Below are 13,273 nucleotides of genomic sequence, written 5' to 3' on the forward strand. Positions count from 1 at the left end.
TCAGATCTCCCTCACGTAGAACAGGCGCTCGATGCGATCGAAGCGGTAGACGGGGCCGTCCTTGCACACGAACGTGGGGCCGTACTGACAATGGCCGCAGAAGCCGACGCCGCACTTCATGCTCCGCTCCATGGACACGTGGATCCGCTCGTGCGGCACGCCGCGGCGCTCGAGCTCACGGACCGCGAAGCGCATCATCACCTCGGGGCCGCAGAGCAGCGCGACCGTCGCCGCGGGGTCGAGCTCGACCTCGGCGATCAGCGCCGGCACCACCGCCACCGTGCCCCTGAACGATGTGTCGGCCCGATCGACGGTGACCTCCACGGTCACGTCGAACCGGCTGCGCCAGCGCTCCAGCTCCTTGCGGAAGATGAAGTCGGCCGGCGAGCGGAACCCGGCCAGCACGATCACTCGGCGATACAGGCTCCGGGCCGCGAGCGCGTGGAGGATCGCGGGGCGCAGCGGCGCGACGCCGAGGCCGCCCGCGACGAACAGCAAGTCCTGGTCGCGGGCCTCGGCCAGGGGCCACGCGCTGCCGAACGGGCCGCGGACGCCGATGGTATCGCCCTTGCGGAGGCCCTGCATGGCCCGCGTCACCGCGCCCACCGCCCGGATCGTGTGGACCAGCTCCTCGGGTCGGTTCGGGTCGCCGCTGATCGAGATCGGCACCTCGCCCGCGCCGAAGGCGTAGAGCATGTTGAATTGCCCGGGCGCGAACGAGAAGCCCGCGCCTGAGGGCGCCGCGAGGTGCCAGGTGAACACGTCGGGCAGCTCGCGGTCCACCCGGCTGATGCGGGCGAACGCCGGGACCATGGGGTCGAACAGCGGGATCGGCGTGGTCATGGCGAGGCCTTGTAGACGTCGAGCCGCTGGAGTCGCACGCGCTCGAGCCGATGGTAGGTCAGGGCGAGCAGACGCTTCATCAACACGTATCCGAGCTCGTGATCGGCCTCCATCTTGCGGTAGAGGCACGCCCCGTCGAGCGCGAGGGCCACGACCGGATCGAGCGCGCGCGCGTCGAGGTGCACGCGCGGCGGTAGTGAGGGATCGGCGCCGTCGAGCCTGGTCCACGAGAGGCCGAGCACATCGCCGGCGCCGACCGTTTCGACCCGTACCGCGCCGCGCCCGGGGACGTGGACCTCGAGAGAGGCACGACCGGCGCGCAGGAGGTAGAACGTCCTGGCCTCTTCGCCCTCGCGGAGAAGGAACTGTCCGGGCTGGAAGCGCACGTTCTTCGTGCAACCGACCAAAACCGCGTGGTGCGCTCGACCCAGGCCGTCGAGGAACGGGTGGGCAGCGAGGAGCCGGGCCAGATCGTCCATCGGGCTCCCGTCATGCGACCGGCACGTCCGCGCGGAGCGCCGCGGCTTCTTCGGTGATGTCGATCCCGACCGGGCACCAGGTGATGCAGCGGCCGCACCCGACGCAGCCCGAGGTTCCGTATTGATCGATCCAGCTGGCGAGCTTGTGGGTGAGCCATTGACGGTACCGCGCCCGCAGCGACGGCCGCACGCTGCCTCCGTGTACGTACGAGTGATCGAGCGTGAAGCAAGAGTCCCACCGGCGCTCCCGCGTCGCCGTCGCGCCAGCGAGATCCGTCGTATCGACCGTCGTGCTGCAGAAGCAAGTCGGGCACACGAGCGTGCAGTTGGTACAGCCGAGGCAGCGTTCGGCCACCTGTGCCCATCTGGGGTGCTCCTGGTTGGCGTAGAAGAGCGACTTGATGTCGCGCGTGTCCATGTGCCGACCCATGTTCGCGGTCGCAGCGGCGGTGACGGCGGACGCGGCCGCGTGGTCAGCCTCGCTCGCCGGCGCGTGCTCGACGCGAGCGAGGAGGTCGGCACCCGCCGCCGATCCGACCTCGACCACGAAGCGGTGCGGGCCGCCGCTCAGGAGCTCCGTCAGCGCGAGATCGAAGCCGCCGCTCGCCCGTGGCCCTGTGCCCATCGACGCGCAGAAGCAGGTGCCGCTCGGCTCTCCGCAATTGACAGCCACGACGAACACGCCGCGCCGACGCGACGCATAGTCGGCGTCGACATGATGTCCCCCGACGAACACCCGATCTTGAACCGCGATCGCCTGCAGCTCGCACGAGCGAACGCCGATCAGCGCGAGCTTCCGGTCGATCGGGGGCTCGGGCGTCAACACCGGGCCGCCCGCGCCCCTCCGCAGCTGGAAGAGCCGGATCGAGGGCGGAAAGAACTCGCGCTTGTGGGACTGCGGACCGACCGCATAGCCGAACAGCGCCTGGTCGGCGCGACGGCGCAGCCGGTAACGGCCGGGCGCTTGCTCGTCGCCGACGCCTACTGGAAGGTCCTCGATGCCGCGCAGCTGGTCGTGGACGATCGCGCCGTCACGGACGGTCGGCCCCACGACGAGATAACCATCATCGCGCAGATGCTGAAGGAGAGACGCGAGTCCGTCACGAAGGAGCAGGACGCTCGCATTGATGTCGGGTCTCGGATGCACCATGCTCGCTCCGGCGCGGCCTGCGGCCGGCCATGGACCGATGAACGATGCGAGAATGCCGTCCCGCGTCGAGCAGGTCCGACGGCGATCGCACCGATTCGACGATTCGCCCGCCCACAAGCCAGGAGCCCGCGCGGGCGAACCACAGTCTGCCGCGGGACGCGCCACAGCGAAGTAACCCGTGGTGGCCCCAGTGCGGCTCGCGCCAGCGACCACCCGGACGACCGGCGCTCCACACTCTCGAACCCACGTCCGCCCGTTCTCACCGCTCTACGACGAGGTCGACCACTGCTCGACCCGCCTCCGCATGGACGCTCGACGGCCCCACGGTGCTCCATACGCCGATGCCGGGGTTCAGCGCCGCGCTCGCCATCGACCTGGTGCCGGGCGCGATCGTCCTCGGTCTCCTGCACGTCTACCTCGGCTTGCGCGGGGCTCAGTCCGCCAACGTGAAGGTCCCGGCATGATTGGCCGCAGCGTCGCGGCAGTGTCCGGGGCATTGCGGCGCTGCAACGGCTCTGACATGGTGATCGTCGGGACGCGACCAGGCGTCCAACCCGACCGGCCCGGAGGTCACTCGACATGATCACGTTGGAGATGCGCGGCGCGTGGCGGGAGCTAGAACGCAAGCTCCGTCCGTTCGTCGCGCGCCGCGTCGCCGGGCCGACGCCGAAGATGTCCTCCAGGACATTTTCTTGCGCATGCAGAAGAGCTTGCCCCACCTCCGTGACGAGGATCGTTTCGGGCCGTGGGTGTACCAGGTCGCCCGGAGCGCCATCGTCGACCACCAGCGCGCGGCCCTGCGGCACCCGCTGGCGTCTCTCGAAGCTGCCGACGAGCCCGCCGCGGACGACCCCTCCGCCCACCGATCCCCGTCCGAGCGCGTAGGGCCCGATGATTCCGCGGGGCGTGGAGTCGCGCCGGCGTTCGCCCTCGGACGCAAGACATCTGCGGACGCCGCCGACCTTCTCCTGGCCATTCCCGGCTGCTCGGGTTCGACGGAGACATCACTGGCAGGCGCCGTCCCACTCGTGGGCGCCGATGCTGAGCGGCAGCGTGCGGGGCAGGCCGCGGAGGTCCGCCGGCGCGTAGGCGGTGATGTCGCGGCCGCCCTTCGTCACCGTGCAGGGGGACTGGGCGTCGAGGAGCAGGTCGTCTTCGGGGCCGACGAGGACGTCCGGCAGCTTGAGATTGGCCGAGGCGTTCGCGCCCAGGCCGTTCTCGAACTGCACCACCGTCGTCCACTGCCGGGAGGGGTTGGAGCCCCGCAGCACCTCGTCGCAGTTGAAGACGTTGTTGCGCGCGTGGCTCGGGACGGACGTGCCGCTCATGGACTGGATGCACGCGACCACGTCGTCGTGCTTGCCTTCGATCAGGTTGTTGTCGACGATCGGCTGGGCCGACTGATCGAGGTAGAGCCCGCGCGCGGGGCCGCCGCCGTTGAGGTAGATGCTGTTGCCCAGCACCTTCGAGGCGCCGCCGCTGAGCTGGATGGCGAACGCGCCGCCTGGCACGTTGGACAGGTCGAGCACGTTGGCCACGAATGCGCCGTTCGAGGCCGAGGCGTGGATGGCTCGCGCGCCGCCGGTGGCCTTGGGGCTCTGGAAGCGGAAGCGGTTGGCGACGACGGTCGGGTGCCCGTCGACGACGCGGAGGCCGTAGGCCTGGATATCGGGGATGGCGACGATCGGCTCGAGGACGTTGTTGCTGATCGTCGCGTCCCCCCGGACGAAGACGGCCGCGCGATAGGTGCCGCGGGCGACGCCGACGTGAAAGCCGTCGATCACGGTGCCCGCCTGCACGCCGGTGGGGACCTCGATCGCCCGGTGGGGATCGGTCGCGGACGAGGAGAGCGTGACGAGCGAGGCGTCGACGATCTTGGTGACGTGTTGAGAGGGATCTCGCTCGCCCCAGTCAGCCCGGTAGCCGCCGTACAGCGAGATGCCGTCGACAATCACGATGTGGTCGCCGTTGGAGTAGTCGATCGTGTACTCGCCCTCGGCGACGCGGATCGTGTCGATGGTGCCGAGCTGCGCGGCCTGGTCGATGGCCCACTGGATGGTGCGCAGCGGCAGGTCTGCGGTGCCGGGATTGCTGTTCAGGCCGTCAGGGTGGACGTAGAGCACGTTCGCGTCGCCGCCGCCGTCGGTGGTGCTGCCGTCGCTGCTCGAGCCGCCGGTCGTTGTGCCGGTGGTGTCGGTGGTGCCGTCAGTGGTGGCGCCCGTGGTGGTGCCCGTGGTGTCGGTGGTGGTGTCGGTGGTGGCGCCCGTGGTGGTGCCCGTGGTGTCCGTGGTGGTGCCCGTGGTGTCGGTGGTGGCGCCCGTGGTGGTGCCCGTGGTGTCCGTGGTGGTGTCCGTGGTGGTCTCCGTGGTGGCGCCCGTGGTGTCGTCTACGCCCTCGGTGGTGGAATCGCCGGTGAGCGAATCATCGGTGGTTGGGTCGCCGGTGAGCGAGGTGCTGGTCGGCGTGGGGCCGGTCGACGTGCTGGGAGCCTCGGTGGTGGTCGTGCCGGGGTCGCCGGGGGTCGTCGCGTCCGAGGTCGAGCCGGTCGCGTCGTCGGTGGTCGCGGCGGTGGAGCTGGTCTCACCGGAGGCGGAGCTGTCTCCGCCGACGCCGCCGCACGCCGGGCCGATGCCCAGCGCGGTCACGATCAGGAAGGAGCGCCACTCATGAAAGTCAGCGAGTCGGTGCATGGGGCGCACGATGTCACGCGGACCCCGGCCCTGCACAGGGCGGGGTCGACGCGGGCATGTATCGTGAGTGCTCCCAAACATCGCGGCGACGGGAGTCGTGCCGGCGCTCTCGCGGAGCGGCGGCGAGATTGCGCGGTCTCATACTCGCATCCGCGCAATTATGACTCGCATGGATGCGAGATTCGACGCGCGGGCCGACGAAGACGTGCGGCGCCGCGCCTCGTGGTGTAACGGCGGTCCTACCGATCGGACAGCGTGCCGAGAAAGGCGACGATGTCGCGCTCCTCTGCGGTCGTGAGCCCGAGGTTGCCGACCTTGGCGGTCTCGAGATTGTCCGCCACTTCAGGTGCCGGCCAGCACGTGCGCTTCTCCCCTGGATCCCCCGGCGCGCACGTCGGGAGGACGGCGCGCGTGTTGTAGAAATGGACCATCTCCTCGAGGCTCTTGAAATAGCCGTTGTGCCCGTAGGCCTTGACGAACGACCCGTAGGGCCGCTTGTCGACGTTGCGCAGGGTCGGGACCTTGTGTTTGCCGTTGTTCTCGGCCGCCAAGCTGGCGTATTCGGGCCGCGTGGCGAGGAAGCTGCCGAGCCCGAGATCGACGAACGCCGCGCCGAGCGGGTTGACGGCGGGCGGCTGGGTGTAGAACGGATTCTCCGGGTTCTTCGGCGCCCCGAGGTTCGCGTACGTGAAGTCGGTGAACAGCGGCGGCACATTGCCGTCGCTCACGATCGCGTGGCAGGTGTCGCAGCCGGCCTTGCCGCGAAACAGGGCGAGGCCGCGGAGCTCCTGGTCGTCGAGCGCTGCCTCGCCTGCGAGGTACGCGTCGAACCGCGAGCTGAAGGCGCTCATCTCCCGCGATGCTTCGTAGCGCTCGATCGACCGCGCGATGGCGGCGAACGCCGCGTCGACGTCGTCGCAGATGCCCTGGCCCCAGACCTGGCGCAGCAGCAGCGAATAGCCCGAGTGCGGGCTGCATACTCGCTTCACCACCGCGGCCGCGTCCGGCAGGGCTTGTTCGAGCGGGTTGAGGAACGGGCCTTGCGCTTGGTCGGCTGCCGGGTTGCCGAGCTTCTCGCCGGTGGCGCGACCGTCCCAGAAGGCACCGCCGACGAACTCGCCGTTCTTCTTGTCGCGGTGAAGGATCGGACTGAACGACGCGTACGCGCTGCTCGGTGGTTTGCGGGCGCCGAAGCGACCGGCCACCGATCCCTCGTAGACGGCACCGTGCATGTCGATGGCCTCGATCGGCCCAGTCCAGCCCACTTCCAGGCCATGGCAGTCACTGCAGTCCTGATTGCCGCGGGCGGACAACCTCTCGTCGAAGAAGAGCAACTTTCCCAGTTGCTCCTTGGCGCTGAGCCCGGCCCCGGGCGCGCCGCGTCCGGTTCTGGGCGGATCGGCGAAGACGACCGTGCTGGCGGCGACGACCAGCACGCCCAATGCGACCGTCCCGGTGAGAGTTAGGCTTCTCATTCGAACATCCTTCGACGCCCACCGAGCGCACGGGGGTGCGACAGCTACCGGATGGGCTGCGTCCTCTCCGGGGTACCGCCCGGGCCCCGCATGTCAATCGAGGGACGTGCGAACGACGGGCGCCAGTGCGATGGGACAGGTCCAGCCGCGGACCTGCTCGCCAGGTCGACCGCGGCGCGGAAGAACCGTGCGCGGGGTCCGCCGCCGCGCGCGGGTGGGTGGGCGACGGTCACTTCGTCGCGAGCGGGGTGCGGAGGCGATGCCCTCATGCCGACTTTCGGGGGGCGCCGTCCTCGTGACGACCCTCGCGCTCGAGCCACGGATAGATGTTGGTATTCTCGACCTCGGCGTGCCTGCGCATGAGCTCCACGAGAAGCTCGATCGCGGGTGCACGGATCTCGTGCAGTTGGATCTGCAGCCCCAGACTCTCGAGCGCCTGGAGGATCTCGGCGTGTTGCGCCGAGAGCGTATCGACCATCTCACGACATTCGGGGCCCCGGCGGGCGAACTCTGGGAACACCTGCTCCTGCTCGAATCGAAAGTGGTTCTCGATGTCGCGGATGAACCCGGTCCACACGGCGTCGACTTCGCCCCAGGCCCCTGCATTGGCGAAGTTGCACAGGTCGTCGAACTCCTGATCGAAGGCGACGTGGTCGTCATGAAGGCGGCGGGCGACGCCGGCCATGTCTCGAGAATTCGTCTTTTTCCGCATCCCGAGAGCTTCCCCCCCCGCGCCCCGGCGGCCAGCGAGAGTATTGCGCCCAGCCCGGGGACCGGGAATGGGCAGGCCCAGGCCGGACGACGACCGGGCCCATGCATCCATAGCGCCCGATGGCGCGTCTGGCGCCAGGAGTCGCGCGCGCCGCGAGGGCGGCTCGAATTGATGTGTCGCCCTGGGCGACGCGCACGAGGGCGTGCAACACCTTGAGCCTGAAATCCACTTCCTCCTCGCCAGAGCTCTCCACGTCACAAAGGGCGACCGCACCCGCGTGCTCTCCGAGGCGCGCAGGGCCGCCGATGGCTTCGGCGCGGCCAGCGAGGGCAAGGCGAAGGAACTCGCAGAGGTCGAGGCGTTCCTGGCGAAGCACAAAGATGCCCGGTGACCAGGAGGCCGCGTCCCGAACGTCACGAGGCTCGGGGCCGCTGGGCGCGCGCCGTCTGGGGTATGCACCGGGAGGTGTGCCCAGCGACGCCACAGAGTTGGCACGCCAGAGGGCAAGGGGCGGCAGCGGACGCAGGCGTGCGAGCTCGCGCTGCGCTGGCTGCAGCACCATGGCCAGCTCGAGTCCGCCCAATATGTGCTGCGCGGGCTCTTGTATGCAGCCCCCCCGCCTGCCGTCCTCGACTACGCGCTGGTGTGGGTCACGCTGCACCGCGGGGACGAGCTGCGGTTCGTGGCCCTCCCGCTGCTGCGCCGCCCGGAACTCGACGACACCCGCTGGTGCGTGTGCGCCGACCTCGTGTGTCAGCGGGTGAACGAGGATCCCCGGTGGCGCTCCGACAAGGAGGAACATCTCTCCCGCGCTCCCGCATTTGTCACACTCCGTCGCCCATCAGCGTGCGGCTCTCGGGTTTGCCGCCGTTCCAGTGGATCATCTGGAGGTACCAGCCCTCGTGGTATTGGTCCTCGTAGAGCACCTCGTCGAGGCCGTCGCCGTCGATGTCGACGAGGGCGAAGAAGGTGGCGGCGCCGAGGACGTCGGCGACGGCGAAGAACTCGACGGCGCCGTCGGTTCTGGTGAAGAGCACGCCCGAGACTTCGAAGTCATCCTCGCCGCTCTTCGCCATCGCGTGGACGAACGCGACGTGCGAGCGTCCGCCCGGGAAGCGGCCGGGGAACAGCTTGACGTGCTTCTCGGCGATCATCGTCTTGCGCACGTGCGGGCGCAGGTCCTCGTCGAGCTTGGGCAAGAGCGCCTCCACGATGCGACCGAGGGCGCCGGGCGCGAGCGCGGCCGGGGCGAGCGGCTTGGGCGCGACCAGCTTCGCGGTCGTGGCCGCGTGGCCGCGGAGGGCGATCGCCCAGCCCTTCGCGCGCGGCTGCGCCGGCCCGAGATCGACCTTGAAGTGCAGTGAGGCCGAGCCGCCCGGGACGCTGGCGCCGAAGCCCGCGGCGCTCCGCTGCTCGGCGCCCGCGAGGGTCACCAGCGTCCAGGGCTCGCCGTGCGCGAAGCCGACGGGCAGGCCGGCGTCGCCGGGCGCGAAGGGCTCGATGAAGGGCGAGTCCTCCCTGTCGCCCAGCGCCGCCAGTCGCCGGTCGAGCGGGCCGGTGTCGATCCCCTCGAAGTTGATGATGTCGACCGCCCAGGTGCGAGTCTCGGGGTCGAGCGCAGCGGCGTACACCCCGAGCGGCACGAGCGGGGTCGCGGGCAGCGGGTCCGGGGTGGCGACGTTCGCCGGCGGAGCGAGCGGGTCCGGGGTCGCGGGGGCCGTCGTCGCGGGCGCCGTGAGGTTCGCGGGCGGGTCCGGGGTCACAGGGGCGGCCGGCGCATTCGCAGCGGCGACGGCCGCAGGCGAGCTTTCGACCGGCGCGGCGGCGGGGTGCGGGGCCCCGGATGGGTCCGAGGAGGCGGTGCAGGCGGCCCCGATCAGCGCGGCGGTCAGGGGTAAAGTTGTCCACCGACGCATGACATCCCGCGGGGCGCTCATGGACGTATCATCCGCCCGAAGCGCGAGCGGCGTCCACTGCCGGGTACGAGCGCAGGGGGCGAGGGCGCGCGAGGGCTGAACGTGATGACCCGGGCCCAGGCGTGTGCCGTGGGCGTTGGCGCGCTACCGCCGCTCCAGGCGCGCCCCCTCACCGACGATAGACGCGCCGTGAGGTCGAGCCGCCCGGCCCCACGCGAGAGCGCCGGGCGCTAGCGCGGCGACCTCGAACATCACCGGCGGCCACCCGTGCGAGAGCGGCCCGAGGGGGGCGATCACTTCGAGCACGTGCACAGGTGCTTCATCCCGAGTTTCGTCGTCCCGTCGAACCGTCCGAGGCTCTCGTCGAGGTCGAACCCATGAGTCTTATGGCGAGCGGAGAACAAGCGGGCGACCTGCCGGAGGCGCCCGAACAAGTCGGCAGCGGGCTCGCGGATGGACTCTCCCCGCTGGTGATGCGTGCCCGGGCGCTTGTATTCTTGTTGCCGCAGGCCCGGTCGGCAGCGACGAGGGCGCGCGCGTCAACACCATCTTCGTCTCGCTCCTGGCCATCTGCCAGCTCCAAGGCATCGAGCCCTGGGACTATCTGCGCGACCTCTTCTGCCTGCTCCCCTCCTGGCCGATGAGCCGCGTCCTCGAGCTCGCCCCGGCGTTCTGGAAGCAGACTCTCCAGCAAGAGGACACTCAGCAGCGCCTCGCCGCCAACGTCTTCCGGGCGGTCGCGCTCGCCGAGCATGCACTGTGCTGTATCGCCCGTGGCCTTTCGGGCCAGGGGATTCTGGGCCGACAGGGCCGGCTGGCTGAAAGTGCAGGCGCCGGGCCGCCCGCGTCACGTTGCGCTCGGCGAGCAGGGAGTCGAGCGCGACGAGCAAATTGAGGTCGAGGCCGAGGTCGCCGGGCTGGTGCGGAGGCTGTCGTGGTCGGCGCGCAGGGTCGCGGACCTGCTGCGCAAGCACGCGCAGGCGCTCAAACCCCGCATCGAACACCTAGCGATATCCTCGGTGATCGCATCATCCTGGAATGCGAACACAGCGTTGAACCTGCTTACAACTGTCACAGGTTTAAGCCCCGGACAATTCGGGACCCGATGCAGGCCTTGCGCATCGTTGAAGCGCCATTGGAGGCGCTATCTCTGCCACAAAGTCCGCATCCGTGTCCACCGAGCCCGACATGATGATCACAGGGTTCGGAGCCAGTGCCGGATCCAACAGTTGCGCAGCCCGAAATTCCCATCCGCTCATTATCGGCATCCTGAGTTCCAGGAGAATGACAGACGGTGCTCCAGACCCCCCTGGCGCAAGATCGGCGCGAAGTTGCGCGAGGGCGTCGACACCGTTCGACGCCGTGACGACCTTGAACCCTTGGACTTGCAAAAGTAGTGCAAGCATCTCGCGTGCGTCGGGATCGTCCTCGACGACCAGAATCCGCTGCATTGACTGAGCATCGCAGGGCGCGACTCCTCACGCAACAGGCCGACACAACGCTTGGACATGCGGCCTCAGCAGCGCTTGCCATCTATACAGCCACCGCGGCAACGACGAGGCGGAGAACGGGTCAGCGCGCAGTTCAGGCCGACGAGAGGACCACGACAGCGACGGCGGCGCGGCTCAGCTTCTGCCGCATCTCGCGGCAAGGGCCGAGGCGCCGGGCGCCGGCCGGCGAGAGATGAATCCGCATGCCGGCGCGCGTCTCCCGGCATGGGAGGCGCAAGCCGCGCTCTGTGTTTTTGTGCCATCAACCGCTTGCATGCTGAGGTGTGGCACGGTATTTATAGGGCACGCGGGTGCGTGCCTGCGTAGGGTGTGACGGGAGGGCCGTCACAGGTTCTGGAGTGGTCGGGCCGCCATTCCGCAGATCGCAGGAGCGATCGCGGAAGACAACCCGATGCCACCGAACCTGCTGGACTTTGTGTCCGCACCGACCCTCATCAACACTGTCGTGGCTGGAGACGCGCTCTGCCCTCTCGTGAGACGGGCTCTTCGTGTTCGTCGTCGTCCGCCGTCGCGGGACCGACACGCCGTCGATGGTGACGTTGCACCTGTCGGCCGTGCTTGCGCGGGCAAAGCGGGCGCAGCCGCCGCTCCGCGGGCACTGCCTTTCCGTCGCGGGACCGCCGGTAACGTGCCCCTCGCCGCCGGTGTCTTCTTGTTTCACCTCGGACGAAGTCCTCCACGGTGAATGCGGTCGATCGGCTGACCATACGGACTCCGACGAGGAGACGCAGGCTTCCATAAGCGTCTCCGCGTGCCGGGATCCTGTCATTTACGTTTGTTCGCGGTTCGAACCCGGGAGCGCTCGCTATGTCCATCTCCGAAATCGCCGACAACAAGTGGGAACTCGAAGCATCCAAGGCACCGATCGCAACCCCCGGCGGGGTGCTGCAGATCCTCGTCATCACCTTCTTCGCGGGCTTGTTCGCGTGGATGGTGGTGTTCGCCTTCCAGGGCATCTTTGGCGCCAGGCGTGACAGCCTCGCAGATCAATACGGAAGGCTCACCGTGGACGGCAAGCCAGCACCCGCCGCTGCGCCCGCCTCCCAGTGATCATGCGCGGCCCCGGCCTCGCGGAGGCAGGCTCGTGCGCGCCATGCGACCCATCTCGCGCGAATCATCGCACGTGAAGCTCTTCGTCAGACCTGCTGCCAGCGCGAGATAGACTCACACACAATCCAAGGGTGCGCCGGCGTTCGGTTCGCTGGTGCAGGTTTTAGCTCACCCCGTCCACAGACGGTTGTGAGCGCTGAAATGGTCGGGCCGCCATTTCGCATGCCGCGCTCTGCGGCTGTGGAGGCGAACCGTGCAACAAACAAATATCATCGAGGACGCGCCGGCTCCGGCTGGATGCGCGCTGCGACTGTTCTGGATGCTCATCGGCAACGCGATCGTGTACGCGTCGCTGGCCGTGATCGCAATGGAAGGGGCTGCTTTCCCCTCCCCACTCGACGGCGTCGTCTGGGTCACCGTCGTTCTCAGCATCATCGCGCGAAGGGTCGACATCACACGATGGAGCGGCAAGACGGCCAGCGGCGAACCGGCCTCGCTGGTCCACTGGCGCCGCTTCTCGGCGACCCTGCTCGTCATGACCGCGGTGGCATCGGCTCTCGCCCATTGGATCGGTAAGTGAGGCTGTCCGCAGCCGGCCTCGCGCCCGCCTGTAAACAGCGGTAACAGCGCCAACTCCCCGCGGAGTCTTGCGCTTCGGCGACGCGCGGGTGCTGGGCGACACGGAGGTGGCAGCCGCACGGCTCACTCGCCGCTGGCGTCCGCCTCCGGAGGCCTGCCGCCCTCGTCATCGACGAGATCCTCGAGATCGTCGGCCGATCGCCCCTGGATCGACGCCAACCACTGGTCGAAATCGCCGAGAGTCGACGCCCTCAGCTCCGGTCTGGCCGCAAGCTCGGTGATGATCCCGCGCAGCATCTCGCGTCCGCGGCGGAGGCGGCTGCGGACGGTGCCCTCAGGGATCTCGAGCACCTGGGCGATCTCTCGGCTGAGCAGCCCCTCCCAATAGAAGAGCTCAAGCGCGGTCTGGAGGTCGAGCGGGAGCCGCCGGAGCGCGCGCAGGAGAAGCGCCTGCTCCTCGCTCTCGACGACGATCTGGGTGACCGAGAGGTCGAGGTCGGCGACCCGCGAGGCGTGGAGCTCTTCGCCCTCGTCCTTCGGCGCCCAGCGCTCGCGGTACTTGAGCAGGACCTTCCTGGCGATCGCGAAGAGGAACGTGCGGAAGGAGGCGTCCTGGCGGAAGCGCTCCTTGGCGCTGACGCAACCGAGGAAGGTCTCCTGCACGAGATCGTCGGCGTCGCGCGGGACCTTGTTGCAGAAGAAGCGGTAGACCGACTCGAAGTGGCGCTCGAAGAGCACCTCGCCGGCGAGCGCGTCGCCTCCTCGCCAGGCGTCGAGGAGCTCGAGATCCGAGCGCGTCGTCGTCTTGGAAGTGTGAGACAAGGCGCGGATAATCGACGCCAGGCGGGGGAAACGCAACCGGAGCGGT

13 protein-coding genes and 1 pseudogene are annotated in these 13,273 nt (G+C 69.1%); 5 read left to right on the top strand and 9 right to left on the bottom strand.

Annotation, left to right across the window (positions count from 1 at the left end):
- From POL25_RS28440 to POL25_RS44555, 3 genes are read right to left on the bottom strand one after another with little or no spacing between them, the layout of a single operon-like run.
- Positions 1 to 843, bottom strand: coding sequence for an FAD/NAD(P)-binding protein (locus POL25_RS28440; protein WP_272089374.1), 843 nt, complete (start codon positions 841 to 843; stop codon positions 1 to 3).
- Complete coding sequence (locus POL25_RS28445) at positions 840 to 1,322, bottom strand: cyclic nucleotide-binding domain-containing protein (RefSeq protein WP_272089375.1); 483 nt, start codon at positions 1,320 to 1,322, stop codon at positions 840 to 842. Before POL25_RS28445 ends, POL25_RS28440 begins: the two co-directional genes overlap by 4 nt.
- A 10-nt stretch (positions 1,323 to 1,332) precedes the next feature.
- Positions 1,333 to 2,472, bottom strand: a complete 1,140-nt coding sequence (locus tag POL25_RS44555) for a 4Fe-4S dicluster domain-containing protein (protein WP_373372131.1) — start codon at positions 2,470 to 2,472, stop codon at positions 1,333 to 1,335.
- 341 nt (positions 2,473 to 2,813) lie between these two features.
- Between POL25_RS44555 and POL25_RS28455 the strand changes: the two genes are divergently transcribed.
- Both POL25_RS28455 and POL25_RS45015 read left to right on the top strand, forming a co-directional pair.
- The gene (locus POL25_RS28455) at positions 2,814 to 2,936 is read left to right on the top strand and encodes a hypothetical protein (protein ID WP_272089377.1); all 123 of its coding nucleotides are present in this window, start codon (positions 2,814 to 2,816) and stop codon (positions 2,934 to 2,936) included.
- A 141-nt stretch (positions 2,937 to 3,077) separates the two neighbouring features.
- A pseudogene (locus POL25_RS45015) lies at positions 3,078 to 3,257 on the top strand (sigma factor); the annotation flags it as partial.
- 219 nt (positions 3,258 to 3,476) lie between these two features.
- Here the strand turns inward: POL25_RS45015 and POL25_RS28460 are convergent.
- The 3 genes from POL25_RS28460 to POL25_RS28470 all read right to left on the bottom strand — a co-directional run bounded on the left by POL25_RS28460 (position 3,477) and on the right by POL25_RS28470 (position 7,322).
- Positions 3,477 to 5,162, bottom strand: a complete 1,686-nt coding sequence (locus POL25_RS28460; protein ID WP_272089378.1) for a right-handed parallel beta-helix repeat-containing protein — start codon at positions 5,160 to 5,162, stop codon at positions 3,477 to 3,479.
- A gap of 239 nt (positions 5,163 to 5,401) precedes the next feature.
- Positions 5,402 to 6,637, bottom strand: a complete 1,236-nt coding sequence (locus POL25_RS28465; protein ID WP_272089379.1) for a cytochrome-c peroxidase — start codon at positions 6,635 to 6,637, stop codon at positions 5,402 to 5,404.
- Between the two features lie 265 nt (positions 6,638 to 6,902).
- Complete coding sequence (locus tag POL25_RS28470) at positions 6,903 to 7,322, bottom strand: hemerythrin domain-containing protein (protein ID WP_272089380.1); 420 nt, start codon at positions 7,320 to 7,322, stop codon at positions 6,903 to 6,905.
- A gap of 229 nt (positions 7,323 to 7,551) precedes the next feature.
- Between POL25_RS28470 and POL25_RS28475 the strand changes: the two genes are divergently transcribed.
- Positions 7,552 to 7,740 (top strand): hypothetical protein, encoded by a 189-nt coding sequence (locus tag POL25_RS28475; RefSeq protein WP_272089381.1) that lies wholly within the window; start codon positions 7,552 to 7,554, stop codon positions 7,738 to 7,740.
- 433 nt (positions 7,741 to 8,173) lie between these two features.
- Here the strand turns inward: POL25_RS28475 and POL25_RS28480 are convergent, their stop codons facing one another.
- Both POL25_RS28480 and POL25_RS45020 read right to left on the bottom strand, forming a co-directional pair.
- Entirely contained in the window at positions 8,174 to 9,112 is a 939-nt protein-coding gene (locus POL25_RS28480; protein WP_272089382.1) for a hypothetical protein, read from the bottom strand.
- 1,232 nt (positions 9,113 to 10,344) lie between these two features.
- On the bottom strand, positions 10,345 to 10,716 hold the full coding sequence (locus POL25_RS45020) for a response regulator (RefSeq protein WP_373372118.1): 372 nt from the start codon (positions 10,714 to 10,716) through the stop codon (positions 10,345 to 10,347).
- Between the two features lie 867 nt (positions 10,717 to 11,583).
- Here POL25_RS45020 and POL25_RS28490 point away from each other — a divergent pair.
- Positions 11,584 to 11,826, top strand: coding sequence for a hypothetical protein (locus tag POL25_RS28490; protein ID WP_272089384.1), 243 nt, complete (start codon positions 11,584 to 11,586; stop codon positions 11,824 to 11,826).
- Positions 11,827 to 12,079: 253 nt separating this feature from the next.
- On the top strand, positions 12,080 to 12,406 hold the full coding sequence (locus tag POL25_RS28495) for a hypothetical protein (protein ID WP_272089385.1): 327 nt from the start codon (positions 12,080 to 12,082) through the stop codon (positions 12,404 to 12,406).
- Between the two features lie 122 nt (positions 12,407 to 12,528).
- On the opposite strand, the gene POL25_RS28500 is transcribed toward POL25_RS28495, so the two are convergent.
- Positions 12,529 to 13,227 carry an RNA polymerase sigma factor gene (locus POL25_RS28500; protein WP_272089386.1) on the bottom strand — a complete coding sequence of 233 codons (699 nt, stop codon included), beginning with the start codon at positions 13,225 to 13,227 and terminating at the stop codon, positions 12,529 to 12,531.
- Positions 13,228 to 13,273: the final 46 nt, after the last annotated feature.

The sequence above is a fragment of the Nannocystis bainbridge genome (assembly GCF_028368995.1).
GTDB classification, from domain to species: Bacteria; Myxococcota_A; Polyangia; order Nannocystales; family Nannocystaceae; genus Nannocystis; species Nannocystis bainbridge.

Excerpts from the sequence above, each read along its gene's own strand:
- POL25_RS28440 (WP_272089374.1), bottom strand. The coding sequence starts at position 843 with ATGACCACGCCGATCCCGCTGTTCGACCCCATGGTCCCGGCGTTCGCC.
- POL25_RS28445 (WP_272089375.1), bottom strand. The coding sequence starts at position 1,322 with ATGGACGATCTGGCCCGGCTCCTCGCTGCCCACCCGTTCCTCGACGGC.
- POL25_RS44555 (WP_373372131.1), bottom strand. The coding sequence starts at position 2,472 with ATGGTGCATCCGAGACCCGACATCAATGCGAGCGTCCTGCTCCTTCGT.
- POL25_RS28455 (WP_272089377.1), top strand. The coding sequence starts at position 2,814 with ATGCCGGGGTTCAGCGCCGCGCTCGCCATCGACCTGGTGCCGGGCGCG.
- POL25_RS28460 (WP_272089378.1), bottom strand. The coding sequence starts at position 5,162 with ATGCACCGACTCGCTGACTTTCATGAGTGGCGCTCCTTCCTGATCGTG.
- POL25_RS28465 (WP_272089379.1), bottom strand. The coding sequence starts at position 6,637 with ATGAGAAGCCTAACTCTCACCGGGACGGTCGCATTGGGCGTGCTGGTC.
- POL25_RS28470 (WP_272089380.1), bottom strand. The coding sequence starts at position 7,322 with ATGGCCGGCGTCGCCCGCCGCCTTCATGACGACCACGTCGCCTTCGAT.
- POL25_RS45020 (WP_373372118.1), bottom strand. The coding sequence starts at position 10,716 with ATGCAGCGGATTCTGGTCGTCGAGGACGATCCCGACGCACGCGAGATG.
- POL25_RS28490 (WP_272089384.1), top strand. The coding sequence starts at position 11,584 with ATGTCCATCTCCGAAATCGCCGACAACAAGTGGGAACTCGAAGCATCC.